The organism is Pseudoalteromonas sp. SMS1 (genome assembly GCF_021530565.1).
Classification (GTDB): domain Bacteria; phylum Pseudomonadota; class Gammaproteobacteria; order Enterobacterales; family Alteromonadaceae; genus Pseudoalteromonas.
The window spans coordinates 1-19,047 of sequence record NZ_JAKGBI010000014.1; the positions used below are offsets into that span (position 1 = coordinate 1).

A 19,047-nucleotide genomic window follows, 5' to 3' on the forward strand; every position below is an offset into this window, starting at 1 on the left:
GCGCAAAAGAAGCGTGCTCACTGTGTTCGCTGTCGCTAACCTTTCGCACTAGGAAAGTGAATAGTTTCACTTTCTACCGACTGAACGCGAGGCCTCTGGTCGTCGGCCGGACCATCGCCAGGGCCCAATAAAAGAAACCCCTTAGTAATGCGACGGGTTTTTTGCGTTTAAGGTGCTAACACGAGCTTTAGGGCGAGGGCAGTGAAGCGCTTTCACAGTTGTGATTCTTTATGCTTTTTAAATACATCTCCTTAGCTGCGGTTAAACCTACTCATTTCACCTTGCGCGAAAAGAATGTGGGCGCTTTGCGCTTGTCATAAACCTTTCGCACTATACTTACGCATGCACATGGATTCGCTGCGCGCATTGTCGTTAACACGTCGCATTAAGCCCACCTTCACGCTTCGATCATGGTTTATAGCCTCTTAAACTCAATTCTCCCGCTCTGATATTTGGAGTTGCTCAATTTACCTAATACCCTTACTCACAACATGTGTTTCATCGACTATATATGTGAGACTATTATTGAGTAATATATTCGCAAAAATTGAAGGGGGCCAATTGAGTCGGTTTAACGAGATATATGACAGAGCGTGTCAGCGTAAAGGTGGAGAAGCCAATTTACGGGCACTACTCAATACACCACAACCCGAAACGATGCTGATTGAGTATAGTGATGATATGTGGCTGGAAGAGTTTACTCGAAAGATCTTTCAATCTGGTTTTTACTGGTCTGTCGTCAATGCCAAGTGGAGTGGGTTTAGAGAGGTTTTTTGGGATTTCTCTGTAGAAAAATTACTGTATATGTCCCCTGATATGTATGAACAAAGATCTCAAGATGAACGTATCATTCGTAACTTTAAGAAAGTACAAAGCATTGCAATTAATTGTCAAATGATTCACGAAGTTCAACAGGAGCATGGTTCACTCAGTGAGTTAATAGCACGGTGGCCAAGTAGCAATATCATCGATCTTTGGCTTATGCTTAAGAAAAAGGGCAATAGATTAGGTGGAAATACAGGACCTTTCGCATTGAGAGCACTAGGTAAAGACACTTTTTTATTGACCAAAGATATAGAAACCTACCTCCGTGCTAATAAAATAATTGATGGTGGATTGCAGACTTTGAAGTCCCTTAAGTCGGCACAAATACATTTTAATGAACTACAAGATACCAGTGGCATGTCGATGACAGCAATAAGCCAAATAATCGCATACAGCGTTGGTGATAACGTAATTCAGAGTACTTAAATGATGTTTTATTCTCGTTATACTCAGTTGGGTGCAGAGTTTGCTGTACCAGCTAAACCAGATACATTCGAGCAGGCAAAACTGCTGTTGATGAACAGCGAATTAAATAACGACGTTGGGCTGGCATGGGACAGTGAGGAGACGCTTGGCTACCTCTCGGGTCAGCATGTGTTAAGCAGTGGCAAAAGTGTTGCACTTGCTTATTCAGGGCATCAGTTTGGTCATTTTAATCCCTTGCTGGGGGATGGCAGAGCACATCTATTGGCTTCTTTTACAGGCAGAGACGACAAAGCGTATGACATTCAATTAAAAGGATCCGGAGCGACTTCCTTTTCTCGTGGTGGAGATGGCTTGTGCGCCTTAGGTCCAGCTGTGCGCGAGTTTATTATGAGTCAGGCCATGAAAAGTTTAGGGGTCCCAACCACACAGTGCTTAGCCGTACTCACGACCGGCCAATCCGTTTACCGACAGGGTCATTTGCCAGGTGCTCTGGTGGCGAGGATCGCACACAGCCATATACGGGTTGGCTCCTTCCAGTTATTAGCGCTTAGGCAGGACAGTGACGCCATGCGTCAACTCATGGAATTGGCAATCGCAGATGCTTTCGAGGAGATCGTAGCGCAAGGGGAAGAGCGTGTTTTTGCCTTTTTTGATCGGGTTTGCCAAGCACAGTGTGTATTAATACTAAAATGGCTACAAGTAGGGTTTATTCATGGTGTAATGAATACAGACAATACTTTAGTGAATGGGGAAACTATCGACTATGGCCCATGTGCAATGATGGAGCGTTTTTCGTTTTCACGTGTTTATAGCTCTATTGATTCACAAGGGCGCTATGCATTTGGTCAACAACCCAATATTGCTAGTTGGAATTGTGCGCGACTCGCAGAGTCTTTGCTGTTGTTGTGTGAAAATGAAGAGCACGCAGTAGAACGCTTTTCGCACAGCTTGGTCGCATTCTCAGAAACTTTCAATGTGGGTTATAGAGAGCTTTGGCGGAAAAAGCTGGGGTTACTTGACTGGCATGAGGAAGATCAAGGTTTAATCAATGAATTACTAGAATTGATGACAACGCATCAATTGGATTATACAAATACATTTGCTGCGCTTACCGCGAGTAAAATGGAGACGTTTCAAACACAATACCCGCAATCTGATGTGTTAGCTGCCTGGGTTAGGAAATGGTCACAACGGACAAAGCAGTATACATCTGAAGCGATGTTAGAGTGTATGGTTGCGGTCAATCCCGCACTTATCCCTCGTAATGAATTGGTTGAAGAGATTATTCAAGAGTTTTATGAGAAAGGCGAAAGCCCGCAATTAAATGGGTGGCTTACGGCCTTGAAAACGCCATATGAATATCAGCATTACCCACTAAAGTGGCTGACGTCTCAATCAAATACAGCACATTACCAAACATTCTGTGGTACGTAATTTTTGAGAGGAGTTATGACGGGACCATTAACTTGGAAGGAAATACAAAGGCAGGTATTGGCACATAAAAAGCCGCTTGTTTTAGCACACTTTATCGCATTGCTGGCGGCATTGGTCAGTGTACCAATTCCATTGATGATGCCTTTGTTAGTTGACGAAGTATTGCTTGAAAAACCGGGCATTGCAGTCGATACAATGAATCAATTACTGCCACCTCAATGGCATGGCCCTGCAGGCTATATTCTCGCTATCCTAGCCGCCGTCATGCTGATGCGAATCGCTGCTTTGTTACTGGGCGTTGCTCAGTCTCGCCAGTTTACGATAATTGGCAAGGATGTGTCTTTGCAAATTCGAGAGCGCCTACTTAACCATTTATCTCGTGTTCAGCTGCGAGAGTTTGAAACTCAAGGTGGCGCCGCGATTAGCTCTCGGTGTGTGACTGACATAGAGACTTTGGATGGGTTCATTAGCCAAACTATGTCACGCTTTTTAATTGGTCTGTTAACTATTATAGGAACGGCGATAGTGTTGCTATGGATAGATCTGACTTTGGGTCTTATCATCCTAACCTTAAATCCTGCCGTGATATATTTCTCTCGTCAATTTGGCAAACAGGTAAAGCATCTCACTAAAAAGAAAAACAGTGCCTTTGAAGCATTTCAAACCGCACTTGTCGAGACACTAGATGCGATTGCACAATTGAAGGCAATGCGCAGAGAGCATGGTTATTTCGATAATGTTATGAGTGCTGCTAAAGATCTCAGGCATTATTCTGTGCAGTCCCAATGGAAAACAGATGCCGTAAATAGATTGAGTTTCACGGTATTTTTACTTGGTTTTGAAATATTCAGAGCAATAGCAATGTTGATGGTCGTCTTTTCAGGGCTTACGGTGGGCCAAATATTTGCGGTGTTTGGGTACCTTTGGTTCATGATGGGGCCTGTTCAGGAGATTTTAAGTATTCAATATGCATATTACAGTGCATCAGGTGCGCTTCAGCGCCTAAATCAAGTGCTTGAGTATGAGACTGAGCCAGAAAGGGTGAATACTCAGGTAACGCCTTTTGAAGCGCCGCAAGTGGGTATTAGATTTAATAACGTGAGCTTTGCTTATCATGATGGGCAGCAGATATTACGTGACGTCAGTATGTCTATTCCACAGGGTAAAAAGGTTGCGTTAGTCGCAGTATCAGGTGGTGGGAAATCGACTTTAGTCCAATTGTTGCTTGGCCTTTATCAAAAGTCACAGGGTGACATTTTTATCAATGATATGTCTGTTGAAGAAATAGGCTATGACACTGTGCGTGAACATGTCGTAACCGTTTTGCAGCAACCTATTTTGTTCAATGCGACGGTTCGAGAAAACTTAAGCCTTGGTCGAGATTGCACTGATGAACAACTTTGGCATGCGTTGGAAATTGCTGAACTGGCTAAAAATGTTAAGGCAATGGAAGGCCAATTAGAGGCTATTGTTGGTCGCAATGGGGTTAGGTTGTCAGGGGGACAAAAACAGCGATTGGCAATTGCTCGAATGGTCGCAGCGAATCCAAAAGTCGTGATTTTAGACGAGGCAACGTCTGCGCTGGATGTCGAAACAGAAGCACGCATACACAACAACCTCAATCAATTTTTACAAGGCCGTACGACGCTGATAATTGCGCATCGGCTCAGTGCAATACGCCAAGCTGATATCATATATGTGTTAGATGATGGCAAAGTCACACAGTCTGGAGATCATAGGACTTTAGTTGAAGAGGACGGCTTGTACCAAGTGTTATTTGGCCATCAGGGCTAAAAATGTAATTAAAAATACTTATGTAGTGTTAAGTAATTATTAAGTCTTAGGCTACTATTATGTGGGCATCAAATTAGAAAAGTCTGAATTTTAGAGGGAATAAACATGAAACTTAAGATGCTAAGCGTAGTTGTAGCGATGGCTACCGTGTCTTCTTTGCATGCAAACGAGATCGAAGAAGGTGTTTACTTAGGCGTATTCGGTGATTACTACGATGCAAGTTGGGAAAACATCCGAGGTGTTGGCAATGGTGGTGTTGGTATCGATAACTCTACAGGTTGGGGTGCAGAGCTAGGCTATCGTTTTAATAAATATTGGAGTGCGCGTATTGAGTATGCCGATCTAGACTTTGATCTTGAAGGTGCTGGAAATGGCTCTGTCGATGGCGATCGTCTCGGCATTGATGGTCTCTATCATTTTGATGGGGGTCCATTTTATGCGTTGGCTGGCCTGAAATCTATCGACCTTTTCGATAGCAATTTATTTGCCAATGCTGGTGTCGGTTATCGTCATCACTTTACGGATAATTTTGCAGCGAACTTTGAAACTGCTATTTATCAAGGGCTAGAACGAGGTTATACGGATGTAGGTGCTAAATTAGGTATTAACTATATGTTTGGCGGCACAACAAGCAGCCCCAAAAAAGTTGAGCCAGCCCCACAACCTGCACCACAGCCCACTGTCGTAGCTGCACCAAAAGACAGTGATAAAGATGGCATATTAGATAAGCACGATCGCTGTGCGAATACACCGATGAGTGATGCGGTTGATGCTAAGGGTTGTAGCCTTTTTGAAGAGAAAGAGGTCACAGTTAGCTTATTAGTGAGATTCCCAAACAATAATTCGCAAGTATCTCAACAATATTTAAATGACATTAACGCAGTGGTTGAGTTTTTAAATGCACACCCAGAAACTTCTGTGGTACTCGAAGGCCATACCTCTAGTTTAGGTAAGGCTGATTACAACATGTGGCTTTCTAAAAAGCGTGCTGATGCAGTCGCTAAACAGCTCATAGAAAAAGGCATCGATGCAACACGTATCTCTACGGTAGGGTATGGTGAAGAGCGTTTGTTAGATAGCCGTAATACACAAGAAGCACATACTGCTAACCGCCGTGTGGAAGCCAAAGTCATTTCAGTTGAGCGCGTTAAGGTAAAACGCTAATAATAGCTTGATAGTCGAGTTCAGCAATGATCTCGGCTATCAATGCAAAATGCGCAATAGATATTCACATAAGTATAGGCTCCTCTCATTTTATATTCACACCAGTTATAGCCACTATATAGCTCAATCCAACTTGCAAGATTTTCATCTAAAAATAAAGCTCTTATAATTTAATCGTCAGATTAAAAGGTAAGCAGTTATAAATCTAAATACTAAAATGCTTATTAAAACACGTCACCAAGAGGATAACACCGTGCTACAAGAATATCGTAATCACGTAGAAGCGCGTGCGGCGCAGGGGATAGCTCCCAAGCCTTTAGATGCGGCACAAACCGAAGAACTGATTAAGCTAATTAAGGCCCCACCTACAGGAGAAGCAGACTTTATCGTAGACCTATTGGTTAATAGAGTGCCACCCGGTGTGGATGATGCCGCATATGTTAAAGCGAGCTTTCTGGCCGCTGTTGCAAAGGGGAAAGACACATCGCCATTGATTTCCAAAACCTACGCTGCTGAGCTTTTAGGCACAATGTTAGGTGGCTATAATATTGCACCTATGATTGAGCTCCTTGACGATGAGCAACTCGCTCCAGTCGTTGCAAAAGGTTTATCACAGACCCTATTAATGTTTGACGCATTTTATGATGTCGAAGAAAAGGCGAAGCAAGGGAATAAGTTTGCCAAACAAGTTATTGCGTCATGGGCAGCAGCAGAATGGTTTACCGAAAAGCCTGCAGTACCTGAGAAAATTTCAGTTACGGTGTTCAAAGTTACTGGTGAAACAAACACAGATGATTTATCTCCAGCGCCTGATGCATGGTCGCGACCAGACATACCGCTGCATGCTTTGGCTATGTTGAAAAACGAAAGAGAAGGGATCCTACCTCAAAAGCATGGTGAAATTGGCCCAATTTCACAACTTGAGGCCCTAAAAACGAACGGTTTACCGCTTGCCTACGTTGGAGATGTTGTGGGTACTGGGTCGTCACGCAAATCTGCGACAAACTCCGTGCTGTGGTTTATGGGAGACGATATTCCACATGTACCGAATAAGCGTGTAGGTGGGATATGTCTGGGTGGGAAGATCGCGCCCATTTTCTTCAATACTATGGAAGATTCGGGGGCGTTACCCATTGAGCTGCCTGTCGAAAAATTGGCCATGGGCGACCAAATTGATATATATCCTTATGAGGGCGTTGTAAAACGTTTTGGCACGGATGAGGTGCTGTCTACATTCACGTTAAAGTCGGACGTAATCTTAGATGAAGTTCAGGCCGGCGGGCGGATCCCGCTTATTATAGGTCGCAGTTTGACAGATAAGGCACGTGCTTCACTGAAATTGGAGCAGGAGGCTATATTCCGTAAGCCTGCCCAAGCGAATGACACGGGCAAAGGGTATACCTTGGCGCAAAAAATGGTTGGTCAAGCGTGTGGTGTTGAAGGTGTGCGCCCCGGGCAATATTGTGAGCCTAAGATGACCACAGTGGGCTCACAAGATACGACTGGTCCAATGACGCGCGACGAATTAAAAGACTTAGCTTGTCTGGGCTTTTCTGCGGATTTGACGATGCAATCGTTTTGTCATACTTCAGCTTACCCTAAGCCTATTGATGTGAATACACATCATACTTTACCCGATTTTATGATGAATCGAGGCGGGGTATCTTTACGCCCAGGAGATGGCGTTATCCATTCTTGGCTTAATCGAATGCTCCTTCCGGACACGGTTGGCACCGGCGGTGATTCACATACCCGTTTTCCATTGGGCATCTCTTTTCCTGCGGGTTCTGGCGCAGTGGCGTTTGCGGCTGCTACTGGCGTTATGCCACTGGATATGCCCGAATCGGTTCTCGTACGCTTTAACGGAGAGATGCAACCAGGGATCACACTGCGTGACTTAGTGCATGCCATTCCGTATTACGCCATTAAGCAAGGATTACTGACGGTAGAGAAGAAGGGTAAAGTGAATGCGTTTTCGGGCAGAATACTGGAAATCGAAGGGGTTGAGCACCTTACTGTTGAGCAAGCATTTGAACTATCTGATGCATCGGCTGAGCGATCCGCTGCGGGTTGTACTGTAAAACTATCACACGCATCAGTAGAGGAATATTTAAGCTCAAACATTGTAATGCTCAAGTGGATGATATCTGAAGGGTATGGTGATGTTCGCACCATTGAGCGCCGTATCGAAAAAATGCAGGATTGGTTGGAAAATCCAACGCTAATGGAGGCAGACAAAGACGCAGAATATGCACATACAATTGATATTGATCTCAGTGAAATCAAGGAGCCAATTTTATGTGCGCCGAACGACCCAGATGATGCGAGATTACTTTCTGCGGTGCAAGGGGAGGAAATAAATGAGGTCTTTATTGGCTCATGTATGACCAATATTGGGCACTTTAGGGCTGCGGGAAAATTATTGGATAGGTTTAAAGGGCAGCTGCCGACCCGAATGTGGATTGCGCCCCCTACGAAAATGGACCGAGACCAGTTAACTGACGAAGGGTACTATGGCATTTATGGCCGCGTCGGCGCTCGTATCGAAACACCTGGGTGTTCGCTGTGTATGGGTAACCAAGCTAGAGTGGCGGACCTAGCGACGGTGGTGTCTACCTCTACTCGCAATTTCCCGAATCGATTGGGGACTGGGGCGAATGTATTCTTGGCATCTGCAGAGCTTGCTGCGGTTGCCGCGATTATTGGTCGTTTACCTACACCTGATGAATATCAAGAGTATGCGACAAAAATCAATGCGACTGCTGCTGATACGTATCGGTATTTAAACTTCCATCAGATGCCGCACTATACTAAAAAAGCCGATGGCGTCATCATTCAACAGGCTGTCTAGTTTAGTAATGTGAAAAGCCAATTTTGTGTTGGCTTTTCAGCAGCTTTGCAACTCAGAGACCCCCATCAACTCGACGCTATTTAACATATTAAATCGCCATGGAATTCAGTCTATGTCCTTGACTATAAAGAGGTCTGTACTACTGTTTATACATAATCTGAGGAGTTATCTTGGCTGCTTTATTAGAACAAGGTAATGCTGTTCGTTCGCTATGTATTGATACCTAGTTTAGGGCTGTTGTCATTTTGCATTGTAAGCAATGGTGCTTGAATCTTATTAAAGCTGCAAACGCAATCAAATAGGCTTGTAGCAAGGGGAGGTTAGTTGTGCCTTGCGATATACCATCACCATGTTATCGGGGAAAAGGCAATGAAATATACGTTCGCTTTAGTAGGTATCTTAGGCAGTTGTAATGCACTGGCGGCACCGCTGCCCTCTTTTAGTGAAATTCGCCTAGGCTTTGAAACGATTGACTATAACGAGTCACTTCAAGATGTCGCAGGTTTCGGGCAATTATCGCAGTCCATATCAGTCACCAACCCCGCAGTCAGGCAACTTTCATATACTGGTGTTGATGATGAGTGGGGTTTTTACATTGGCAGTGCAGCGACTATTTCAACTGAAATCGATACTGAAACTTGGTCACTGAGAAACTTTGGCGCCATTCAACAAAATGACTTTAAAGTAAAAGCAAATGAACTGGCATTCACCGCTGCTTATAATTATCACAGTGCCATTCAGCTGACTTTCGGTATGAAGATCTTTACATCGAGCTTTACACGTTCCAACTTTCGCTTCGTCAACCCTGGTGCAACGGATTTTGATAATGCACTGAAAGCGCTCCCAAGAGATGAAGGTGATCCTGTTCCTCGTTTTGATTTACCTGGCCAAGCGAAAGACGGCGATGATGCTTTACAAAATAACCCCGCCTCTTTGGTCCCCGTTATTTCGGTCACAGAAGATCAAATGGGCTTGCTTGCAACTGTTGGTGCACGTTATGACAGCAAAATCCTTCAGCCCAATGAAACGATAAGTTGGTATGTCGAGGGGGAGCTAAGCACGCCGATTTATAGTCGAATTCAAAATACTCAATTCGAGACAACGACACTGACAGAAAGCTTCAATGGGTGGGGGATAATGGCTAGAGCTGGCGTGCGATATCAACTAGTAGAACATATTGCATTGATGGTGGGGGTAGATGCTTACTACAAAGAGCGAGATACCGTCACAGAGGAATTGAATGGCCGACGTTTGCGTGTCCCTGAAATAGAGTATACTAATGTATCACTGACAGCTGGATTACAATGGAGCTATTGATGCAGAGGAAGTTTAGCGTTGTTATTGGCGCAATACTTATCAGTATTACGGGATGTAAAACGCTTGACGCGGTTCAAAATACTTTAGGTGACTCAACACCGTCAAATGAGCAAGTACAAAGTGCCTTCAATCGCGCTGAAGCGGCGTTTATGGAGGCGCAGCAAGCAATGTACTTAGCTAGAGCAGAGTCATTAGCAGAATATGATTTACAGCGTACACAGAGAGCACGAAAAGAATGGCAAGATTTACAAGATCAGTTTTCTAAACTAAAAGCGAAGCCACATCAGGCTTTGGACAGTGCCTCCTTCTTTTCGTCTCAGACGGTCAGTGGTGAAATTATTGAAACTGGTCAAGAAATACAGGCACTGGTTTCGGGCGCACAAGCAGCAAAACAATTAATTCTCTCGGTGTTAGAGCCTGTGCGATCACACTTTGCAGTGCTAGATAAATTCGATACGCCACAGCAGTTCTCGAAGCGCTATCGAAGACTAAAAGACCAGCATAACGTATTTAAGGCAATGCTCGTTGAAGGCAAGCAGATGCAAGTTGAAACACGACTGTCTGAGTATCAAGCTCAGTTAACCACGCTAGAAAAAGCAGCGGTTGAACGACATTATTTAGGTAAGGTATTTGCGCAGCTAGATACCATAGCCACTTCTCCAAAAGCATACGTGTTACCTAATGTCTATGCGGACGCCTCCAATACGACGGAATATGCAAAACAGTTTATCTATTCAAATGTGCGAGCGTACCACCTAATTGAAGAAAAAGCGCGTTCTGCCCGTTTGCAAATTTTAAGACTTGAACATTTGTACGCAGAGCACCTTGCGCGAAAGCAGGCGCTAACAGATAAGCAAGTTGAGGCTAAACTATTAACGCTGGAAAACCAACTCTTAGCGCTGACAAAAAAAGCAGGGTTAGGTGATTTGCGTCATTTGAGTTTTGCACAGCAGTTGGCTGCTATTGAAGATAAGTTGTAAGCGTTCTTGCACGCTGTTGCCGCTTTGTCCTGAAAGCTCATTTAAACTGAAAATTGCATTTATAAGACCCCTATTTTGGTTGCTGCGGTGTCAGTAAGGCAAAATGTTGATTATATTTGGCGCCATAATGCAAAGTTACCAAATTTAAAACAAAAGGTATTTTTAATCTAACTTATGTTTTTATTGGGTATATTTATTCTTTGTTTTTGCTAAAAGCAAGTTATTCAAAATCAAAATTTCCTGTGAAATAGATTAAGATCTCTGCCAATTTCTCATCAAAAGGCGAGAGCAAAAATGACAGCAGTAAACAACCAGAATTTGCTTCAACTTCGTTTTATTCAACAATCTCATATTGATTCAGTAAAGCCATTCTTCACACGTTTGCCAGATAACCCGTATGCAGATGGCGCGTTTCGTAAACGCCGTTATTCGGTATTAAAATTTCAAGATAATGCGGTCTCTATCCAGCCAACAAAGGCATTTGTACAAGATGACTCAATAAACAATTTCCAAGGTAATATTGAGCGTGTATACGAGAATTTAGAAACGGAGTTGCTGCAAAGCGATGGGTTCAAACACTTGCTTACAGAGTTCAAGGCGATGACTGGTATTTCCGACGAGAGAGATATTGAAGTGCATCAGTTCAGAATGCTTGCTATTGAAAGTGATACGCCACCAGCACCAGAAGGTGTGCACCAAGATGGGTTTGACCATGTCTGTGTATGTGGTGTTTCACACGAAAATATTGCCGGTGGCGAGTTGCTTGTGTATGAGCACAAAGAAGCTGAACCGTGTTTTAAAATGGAAATCAAAGATGGGTTGTTTGCCCTGGTGAACGATCGCGAAGTATGGCACAACGCAACGCCGATGAATAAACTCGACGCGGACAAAGTGGGCTACTTAGACTGTTTTGTATTTACGGCTTAATGGGGCTGCTATGAATCTATCTCAAATTCGCCGTCAGTTTCCTGCATTGATGCAGGAGATCTCAGGACAGGCACCGATGTTTTTAGATGGACCGGGTGGTTCTCAAGTGCCTCAGTCAGTACTGAGTGCGATGTCAGCGTACCTTGGTTACTTTAATTCAAATCTAGGTGGTGCATTTTTTTCGAGTGATAAAACGGTCGAATTGATGAGCCGTGCTAGAGAGGCCGTTGCACAACTACTCAATGCGCCAAGTCACGAACAGATTGTATTTGGTGCCAATATGACTAGCCTAACATTTAGCTTTAGTCGTGCTATCTCTAGAGATTGGCAGCCTACAGATGAAGTCATTGTGACAAATGCAGATCACTATTCAAACGTCTCTTCATGGCGTCAGGCCGCCGAAGATAAAGGGGCAAGTGTTCACGCTGTGCGTATCAATGAGTCGGATTGTACTTTGGATCTGGCGCATTTTGCGGAACTTTTGAACAGCAATACAAAACTGGTTGCTGTCACTTACGCATCAAATACCACAGGCTCTATCAACGATATTAAGAAAATCGTTGAAATGGCACATGAGGTTGGTGCGCTTGTCTATGTAGATGCAGTGCATTTTGCGCCTCATGAATTGATTGATGTACAAGCTTTGGACTGTGACTTCCTCGCTTGCTCAGCATATAAGTTCTTCGGGCCGCATGTGGGGATTGTTTATGGGAAGCGCGAACACTTAGAAGGGTTCATGCCATACAAAGTTGAGCCAGCTAAAGACGTGATCCCAGGACGTTGGGAAACGGGTACGCAGAGCTTTGAAGGCTTGGCTGGTGTGATTGCAGCGATAGATTACATCGCATCTTTGAGTGAGTTGTCTGAGTCCGAGCCACTGAGAAGGCGACTTGAGCAGGCCTTTGCGAATTCAAAAGCGCATGAAATGGCATTGAGTAAACATTTTTTAACAAGGTTAGTAGACTTCCCACAAATCAATTTATTCGGGATTGATGATGTGACGAGAGTTGCAGAGCGCACGCCAACGTTTGCTTTGACTTTTGATGGTATTGAACCGCGTAAAGTGTCTGAGTTTTTAGGTCAGCAGCATGTGTGTGTTTGGGATGGCAATTTTTATGCTCAAGGTCTGTGTGAACAGCTTGGGGTGATGGATAAAGGTGGTGTCGTTCGCATTGGCTGTATGCACTATAACACCATTGAAGAGTTAGATAAGCTTTTCGATTTGTTTGGTGAATTTTTGAAATAAAAAAGGGTGCTTACGCACCCTTTTTTATTTCAAAAATCACTGAGTGATTTTTGCACAGTAAAACATGTCACTATCTCACAGAAGCTTTACCGTTTGTAATGAAATAATGTACAGACTCAAAGCGTTGATTTTAATGCGTATCAATGGTTATTTATTAAACAGGTTGCAATAGTCAACCTGTGTGAAAACGATCAACATAAAAAGGAAATAACGATGAAAGTCGCACTTAAGAAACGCTCAGTAAAGCAGTTAACGACAAACAATAAAACGTTAAACCAAGCGCAAACACCACATATTGCTGGTGGCATGTACGCAAGTTCACCCCATGTACCGGGTTGTATTTCTTACCAAGGTATCACATGTATGTCTATGTATAATTGCTAGAAAGTAATGGCTGCAGAGATCTTTATCGCTCTGCAGTTTTCGGATTAGTTAAAATTGCTCTTCAATGTAGTGATTGAGTTTGTGAATGCGCTCACTCATGCCCTCGATAATTTTATCTTTGATTTTTTCTCGAATTACTGCTGGCAATTTAGTGAGTGCCTCCGCGGTAATGGCTAAAACAATCGTGTCTGAAACGGCTTGTGCACTGGTACTGCGCTCTCGATGACAAATAAAAGCGCCTTCACCAACAAATTCACCTGGTCCCACATGGCCAATATCGATATGGCTCTTTTCGGCAAAAATTCGTAACTCACCACTTAATATTATGTACAGTCGATTGTCTTGCTCAAAGCGTTTAAACGCATATTTATTTTGCCCTATTAAATAGAGGTGGCTAAACGATTCTAATAAAACTTGCCGTTCGGCCAGTGTAAACTCTTTAAAAAAGTCCAGCCGATTAATGATTTCGAGTTGTTTAATGGTGGTGATATTTTCTAACAGCTTCATAGTCTGCCAAACACTTATTCATTTTCTAGCATATTGCGTTCTTTCAGTTTGCGGGTCAATGTATTACGCCCCCATCCTATTTTTAGCGCAGCATCTTGCTTATGTCCATGGCAGGCAGCCAGTGCGGACTTAATTAAGCGTGTTTCTAGTTGAGCTTGTATTTGTGGCCAAATATGCTCTTCGCCTTGTAAAAGTTGTTGGTCGAGCCAAAGTTGAAAGGCATCTAGCCAATCTTGATTGTCGCTCACCTCTCTCGTTTCTGTTGATTGCATGAGTTCGGGCGGTAAGTCTTGTGGACCCACCATATCACCCGGTGCCATTACGGTCAGCCATCGGCAAGTATTTTCCAATTGTCTGACATTACCGGGCCAATGAAAGGCGCACAGTTGCGCCAACGCTTTTTCAGTGAGCACTTTACTGGGGACTTTGAGCTCTTTGGCACTTTTGGCTAAGAAGTATTGGGCAAGTTTAGCAATGTCTACACTGCGCTCTCTCAATGGCGGAATGCGTAACCGAACGACATTAAGTCGATGAAATAGATCCTCACGAAACTTCCCTTGGCTGACCAACTGTTCTAAATCTTGGTGAGTTGCCGCTAAAATGCGAACGTCTACTTTGATACTTTGATGGCCACCAACACGATAAAACTCGCCATCAGCTAATACTCTGAGTAGTCGGGTTTGCACATCCAATGGCATGTCACCAATTTCATCCAGGAATAGCGTGCCACCATTGGCTTGCTCAAAGCGTCCTCTTCTGACGCTATCCGCGCCGGTAAAGGCGCCTTTTTCATGGCCAAACAGCTCAGATTCAACCAAATCTTTGGGGATAGCGGCCATGTTTAAAGCGATAAAGGTTTTGTCTTTTCGTGGACTATGGTTGTGTAGTGCCCCCGCGACCAGCTCTTTACCGGTGCCAGACTCTCCGTTAATTAAAACACTCATACTAGACGCTGATAACTTACCGATGGCTCTAAACACTTCTTGCATTGCGGGGGCTTCACCAATAATGTCTGGTCGATTGGAGATAGCGTCTACTTGTTTGGCTTTGACATTTTGTTGTGCTGCCCGATAGGCTCGGTCAGCGAGTGAAGTTGCTTCATCCAAGTCGAAGGGCTTAGCTAGATATTCAAAGGCGCCTTTTTGGAAGGCATTAACAGCGGAGTCTAGATCAGAGTGTGCAGTCATAATGATTACGGGTAAGGCGGGGTAGAGGTCGCTGACTTCTTCTAACAACGCCATACCATCTATACCAGGCATACGAACGTCTGACATTAATACGGAGGGTTGGTCGTATTCGAGCGCAGTCAACACATCTTGGCCGTTAGCAAAACTTTCAGTTTCAAAACCAGCTCTAGACAAGGCTTTTTCTAATACAAAGCGAATTGACGCATCATCATCAACTAACCAAACACTCTTCATCATTTGCTCCCTAGTTCGTCTTCAAAGGGTAAGTAAATACAAAACTCTGTATGTCCAGGCCAGCTGTCACACTCAATAAAGCCTCGGTGTTGCTCGACTAAAGTTTGAGCGATTGATAACCCGAGACCTGAGCCCCCTTCTTTATTTGTGACCATGGGGTAAAACAGCGTCGCCTTTAGCGACTCGTCTATACCTGGCCCGTTGTCAGCAATTTTGATAAGTAATGCTTTTCTTAACATTAACTTACCTCGCCGTACGCGATGGCAAATACGTGTTGTTACACAGATTTCACCATGTCCGTTTAATGCTTGTTGCGCATTACGCACGATGTTTAACACCACTTGTTGAATCTTTGCTTCATCAAGGCAAATATCCGGGATACTTGGATCGTAGTCTTTTCGCAATGAAACGGACTGCTCAGCATCCAGTGCGCTGAGTTTTAAAATTGATTCCAAAACTTTGTGGATATTACACAGTGCTTTCTTTGGCAATGCATTGGGGCCTAAAAGTCTATCCACAAGCTCCCTAAGGCGATCGGCTTGATCAATGATGAGTTGTGCGCACTCATCCCGTTCTTGCTGATCAACTTCATACTGCAATAATTGCGCCGCTCCTCTGATCCCGCCGAGTGGGTTTTTAATTTCATGGGCTAACCCTCGAATCAGGTTACGCGCTGCTTGATATTGGTTAGCTTGATTAAACGCGTTATCAAATCGTAATTCTTCATCAATGCGCCGACATTCGAGTTGAATAAAGTGCTGATTATCACAGTAGAGCTTGCGAGCAAAGAGGCTGATTGTACTGGCCCGATTATCGATAAATACCACGTCTACCTTGTGTTGCTGACAGTCTATACCATCTTCTAGCACATAGCGTTTGAGGCGCTTTAGGTCGATTAAATGATGATGAAAAATACTTTCAAACGGTTGAGCTATTAATCGTTTCTGACCAAGTCCGAGTAATTCACTGGCACTGTTGTTCGCATAGTGAATTCTTAATTCTTCATCTAGTAAAATGACAGATGTTGATAGGTTTTGCCAAAGTTCTTGGAGTATAGAAGGGGATGCTTGTTCCATAATGGGTCGCCTTGCACCAACTTGGTGCATATCAATGTAACACAATCCTATGTCGAATGTTTAATTAGTTTGAAAGTCGTTGTTTCGTTTTATATTTTCTAGGACAACGCAATGATTGATTGTTAAGTTAATTATTTACCGAAGCTTTATGTAAGAAAAAAATTGTTTCATCACTTTTCGTGACGATTTCATCCTTACCATTGAATACCATGAGTTGTAATGCGTGTTCTCCACGTGGGACATTACGCAACGCGAATGTAACCGTATGTTGTTTAGGGCCTGTGGGCTTACCATTCAAATAAAGTTGTACAGTAAAATCTTTTGCAAACCTCGGTGTAATTTGACCACTCACGTACACACTACCGGTGTTATCACGTAATGTTTGCTTATGATTAGGGGCAATAATGGCCGCTTTATACGTTTGTCCTGACGCCGATTGTGAGGTAGTTAAAACTGATGTGTCAGTTGCCGGCATAGTTAAAAAATTCGTGTTAATTTTGACCTCTTTTGCGCCTTTTCGAGGGGTATCAGAATAGACCCAATTGCCGTTTTGATCTTTCCAACGGTAAACCTTTTTGTCTGCATACGCATTTGAGCAGACGATACAAAACGCGATTAATATCCAAAGGCGAGCCACGTTGACCTCACTGAGCAAGTTTAAAAAGTGCCAAAAAACACCATCATTGTGTAATTTTCACAATAGTGCAAGTACTAATGTTCATCCCATAACTGTAGTGTGTTTAATATGATTTTGCCATAAAAAAGCCCGCATTAAGCGGGCTTGAGAACACATATGATTTAAGCGCGCAGAATATACTTAAATAGCAGAAAACACTGCGCTGGGTAGCGAACTACCCTGCTTACTGCTGGTATATCTCAGCGATTAAACGCTGTAGTACATTTCGAACTCAACTGGGTGAGTTGTCATGTTTAATTTCTCAACTTCTTGAGACTTAAGTGCAATGTATGCATCGATTAAGTCATCAGTGAACACACCGCCTTGCGTTAAGAATTCACGGTCCGCATCAAGTGATGCCAATGCTTCTTCTAATGATGCTGCAACAGTTGGGATTTCAGCTGCTTCTTCAGCAGGCAGATCGTAAAGATCTTTATCCATTGCATCACCAGGGTGGATTTTGTTTTTGATACCGTCAAGGCCAGCCATTAGCATTGCAGAGAAAGCAAGGTAAGGGTTCGCTGTTGGGTCAGGGAAACGTACTTCGATACGACGTGCTTTCTCTGAAGGAACGACCGGAATACGGATTGAAGCTGAACGGTTACGTGCAGAGTAAGCAAGCATAACAGGTGCTTCGAAGCCAGGTACTAGGCGCTTGTACGAGTTAGTAGACGCGTTTGCAAATGCATTGATTGCTTTCGCGTGCTTGATGATACCGCCGATGTAGTAAAGGGCGTCTTCAGATAGACCACCGTACTTATCGCCTGCAAAGATGTTTTGACCATCTTTACCTAGTGACTGGTGACAGTGCATACCAGAACCGTTATCACCTACAACTGGCTTAGGCATGAAGGTTGCCGTTTTACCATAGTGGTGCGCCATGTTGTGGATAACGTATTTCATCTCTTGGATTTCGTCCGCTTTAATAACCATAGTATTGAAGCGTGTTGCGATCTCGTTTTGACCGGCTGTTGCAACTTCATGGTGATGCGCTTCAACAACTTGACCAAACTCTTCAAGTACTAGACACGTTGCGCTTCTCCAATCTTGTGAAGAATCAACAGGTGCTACTGGGAAGTAACCACCTTTTACGCCAGGTCGGTGGCCTGTGTTGCCTTCGTCGTAGCTCTTGTCTGAGTTCCAAGATGCTTCTTCTGCATCGATAGAGTACATAGAGCCCGACATATCAGTTTTGTACTTAACATCGTCAAAAAGGAAGAACTCTGGCTCTGGACCGAATAGTACGGTATCTGCGATGCCTGTAGAGCGCATGTAATCTTCAGCACGCTTTGCGACTGAACGTGGGTCACGCTCATAGCCTTGCATCGTAGAAGGCTCAAGTACATCACAGCGTACAATCATGGTTGTTTCTTCTGCAAATGGGTCAAGCTTTACAGTGCTTGCATCTGGCATAAGCACCATGTCAGATTCGTTGATACCTTTCCAGCCAGCAATTGATGAACCATCGAACATTTTGCCGTCTTCAAAGAAGTCTTCATCGGCTTGATGATGAGGGATTGAAACGTGTTGTTCTTTACCTTTAGTATCCGTGAAACGTAAATCTACAAACTTTACTTCATTCTCTTTAATAAAATCTAAAACCGATTGTGACATGTGTCCTCCGACTCGTGGGTTATTTTTTGCTGCAATAATTTGCTTAACTGCGCTCTAGTAAGCGTGATCTGTGCCAAAAGTTCAAGTTGTTGTAAATATTGATTTATTTCGTTTTTGATGGTCAAAAAGCACGTGATTGACCTAAATGAGTGCACCATTTAAGAACGTATTGCACTATTGTGGTGCAATACGCTAAAGATCTAACTGAATGCGTTATTCTAGCCACTCTAGCACGTGAAGCGAGTATAAAAATGCAGGACTCGTATTACTAGATTTAGACAGCATTACGAGCTCACAGGTTAAGCATAGCCCATTTATATAACCCAGAGGTAAGATAAATAAACCAGCCGCCATGACAAACCAGAAACAACCTCTCAGGCGGGAAATTATCATGATATTGTATGC

At 43.6% G+C, this 19,047-nt stretch carries 15 protein-coding genes; 10 read left to right on the forward strand and 5 right to left on the reverse strand.

The annotated features are described in order from the left end of the window. Window positions 1–525: 525 nt before the first annotated feature. The 10 genes from L1286_RS15065 to L1286_RS15110 all read left to right on the forward strand — a co-directional run bounded on the left by L1286_RS15065 (window position 526) and on the right by L1286_RS15110 (window position 13,348). On the forward strand, window positions 526–1,251 hold the full coding sequence (locus tag L1286_RS15065; RefSeq protein WP_442961737.1) for a DNA-3-methyladenine glycosylase I: 726 nt from the start codon (window positions 526–528) through the stop codon (window positions 1,249–1,251). Next, a complete protein-coding gene (locus L1286_RS15070; protein WP_235407890.1) occupies window positions 1,252–2,685 on the forward strand; it encodes a protein adenylyltransferase SelO in 1,434 nt (477 codons plus the stop codon). It begins immediately after the preceding gene. A gap of 15 nt (window positions 2,686–2,700) precedes the next feature. Continuing rightward, window positions 2,701–4,479, forward strand: a complete 1,779-nt coding sequence (locus L1286_RS15075) for an ABC transporter ATP-binding protein (protein WP_235407891.1) — start codon at window positions 2,701–2,703, stop codon at window positions 4,477–4,479. A 105-nt stretch (window positions 4,480–4,584) separates the two neighbouring features. Then, window positions 4,585–5,643, forward strand: a complete 1,059-nt coding sequence (locus L1286_RS15080) for an OmpA family protein (protein ID WP_235407892.1) — start codon at window positions 4,585–4,587, stop codon at window positions 5,641–5,643. 253 nt (window positions 5,644–5,896) lie between these two features. Then, complete coding sequence (acnB, locus tag L1286_RS15085; protein WP_235407893.1) at window positions 5,897–8,494, forward strand: bifunctional aconitate hydratase 2/2-methylisocitrate dehydratase; 2,598 nt, start codon at window positions 5,897–5,899, stop codon at window positions 8,492–8,494. Between the two features lie 369 nt (window positions 8,495–8,863). Continuing rightward, window positions 8,864–9,811, forward strand: a complete 948-nt coding sequence (locus tag L1286_RS15090; RefSeq protein WP_235407894.1) for an autotransporter outer membrane beta-barrel domain-containing protein — start codon at window positions 8,864–8,866, stop codon at window positions 9,809–9,811. Beyond that, the gene (locus L1286_RS15095; RefSeq protein WP_235407895.1) at window positions 9,811–10,791 is read left to right on the forward strand and encodes a hypothetical protein; all 981 of its coding nucleotides are present in this window, start codon (window positions 9,811–9,813) and stop codon (window positions 10,789–10,791) included. The genes L1286_RS15090 and L1286_RS15095 overlap by 1 nt, the downstream gene beginning before the upstream one ends. A gap of 294 nt (window positions 10,792–11,085) precedes the next feature. Continuing rightward, on the forward strand, window positions 11,086–11,718 hold the full coding sequence (locus L1286_RS15100) for a 2OG-Fe dioxygenase family protein (protein WP_235407896.1): 633 nt from the start codon (window positions 11,086–11,088) through the stop codon (window positions 11,716–11,718). 10 nt (window positions 11,719–11,728) lie between these two features. Then, window positions 11,729–12,964, forward strand: coding sequence for a cysteine desulfurase-like protein (locus L1286_RS15105; protein WP_235407897.1), 1,236 nt, complete (start codon window positions 11,729–11,731; stop codon window positions 12,962–12,964). Between the two features lie 213 nt (window positions 12,965–13,177). Next, window positions 13,178–13,348 carry a hypothetical protein gene (locus L1286_RS15110; RefSeq protein WP_235407898.1) on the forward strand — a complete coding sequence of 57 codons (171 nt, stop codon included), beginning with the start codon at window positions 13,178–13,180 and terminating at the stop codon, window positions 13,346–13,348. A 48-nt stretch (window positions 13,349–13,396) separates the two neighbouring features. On the opposite strand, the gene L1286_RS15115 is transcribed toward L1286_RS15110, so the two are convergent. From L1286_RS15115 to glnA, 5 genes are all read right to left on the reverse strand, one after another. Next, on the reverse strand, window positions 13,397–13,855 hold the full coding sequence (locus L1286_RS15115; RefSeq protein ID WP_235407899.1) for a cyclic nucleotide-binding domain-containing protein: 459 nt from the start codon (window positions 13,853–13,855) through the stop codon (window positions 13,397–13,399). Between the two features lie 14 nt (window positions 13,856–13,869). After that, window positions 13,870–15,276 (reverse strand): nitrogen regulation protein NR(I), encoded by a 1,407-nt coding sequence (ntrC, locus tag L1286_RS15120; protein WP_235408010.1) that lies wholly within the window; start codon window positions 15,274–15,276, stop codon window positions 13,870–13,872. Then, window positions 15,276–16,352 (reverse strand): nitrogen regulation protein NR(II), encoded by a 1,077-nt coding sequence (gene glnL, locus L1286_RS15125; protein WP_235407900.1) that lies wholly within the window; start codon window positions 16,350–16,352, stop codon window positions 15,276–15,278. Before glnL ends, ntrC begins: the two co-directional genes overlap by 1 nt. 127 nt (window positions 16,353–16,479) lie before the next feature. Continuing rightward, window positions 16,480–16,989, reverse strand: a complete 510-nt coding sequence (locus L1286_RS15130; RefSeq protein ID WP_235407901.1) for a DUF4124 domain-containing protein — start codon at window positions 16,987–16,989, stop codon at window positions 16,480–16,482. Between the two features lie 246 nt (window positions 16,990–17,235). Beyond that, complete coding sequence (gene glnA / locus L1286_RS15135) at window positions 17,236–18,642, reverse strand: glutamate--ammonia ligase (RefSeq protein WP_063356920.1); 1,407 nt, start codon at window positions 18,640–18,642, stop codon at window positions 17,236–17,238. Window positions 18,643–19,047 lie beyond the last annotated feature (405 nt).

Coding starts and splice junctions, on each gene's coding strand:
- L1286_RS15070 (WP_235407890.1), top strand. CDS start 1,252: ATGATGTTTTATTCTCGTTATACTCAGTTGGGTGCAGAGTTTGCTGTA.
- L1286_RS15075 (WP_235407891.1), top strand. CDS start 2,701: ATGACGGGACCATTAACTTGGAAGGAAATACAAAGGCAGGTATTGGCA.
- L1286_RS15080 (WP_235407892.1), top strand. CDS start 4,585: ATGAAACTTAAGATGCTAAGCGTAGTTGTAGCGATGGCTACCGTGTCT.
- L1286_RS15090 (WP_235407894.1), top strand. CDS start 8,864: ATGAAATATACGTTCGCTTTAGTAGGTATCTTAGGCAGTTGTAATGCA.
- L1286_RS15095 (WP_235407895.1), top strand. CDS start 9,811: ATGCAGAGGAAGTTTAGCGTTGTTATTGGCGCAATACTTATCAGTATT.
- L1286_RS15100 (WP_235407896.1), top strand. CDS start 11,086: ATGACAGCAGTAAACAACCAGAATTTGCTTCAACTTCGTTTTATTCAA.
- L1286_RS15105 (WP_235407897.1), top strand. CDS start 11,729: ATGAATCTATCTCAAATTCGCCGTCAGTTTCCTGCATTGATGCAGGAG.
- L1286_RS15110 (WP_235407898.1), top strand. CDS start 13,178: ATGAAAGTCGCACTTAAGAAACGCTCAGTAAAGCAGTTAACGACAAAC.
- L1286_RS15115 (WP_235407899.1), bottom strand. CDS start 13,855: ATGAAGCTGTTAGAAAATATCACCACCATTAAACAACTCGAAATCATT.
- ntrC (WP_235408010.1), bottom strand. CDS start 15,276: ATGAAGAGTGTTTGGTTAGTTGATGATGATGCGTCAATTCGCTTTGTA.
- glnL (WP_235407900.1), bottom strand. CDS start 16,352: ATGGAACAAGCATCCCCTTCTATACTCCAAGAACTTTGGCAAAACCTA.
- glnA (WP_063356920.1), bottom strand. CDS start 18,642: ATGTCACAATCGGTTTTAGATTTTATTAAAGAGAATGAAGTAAAGTTT.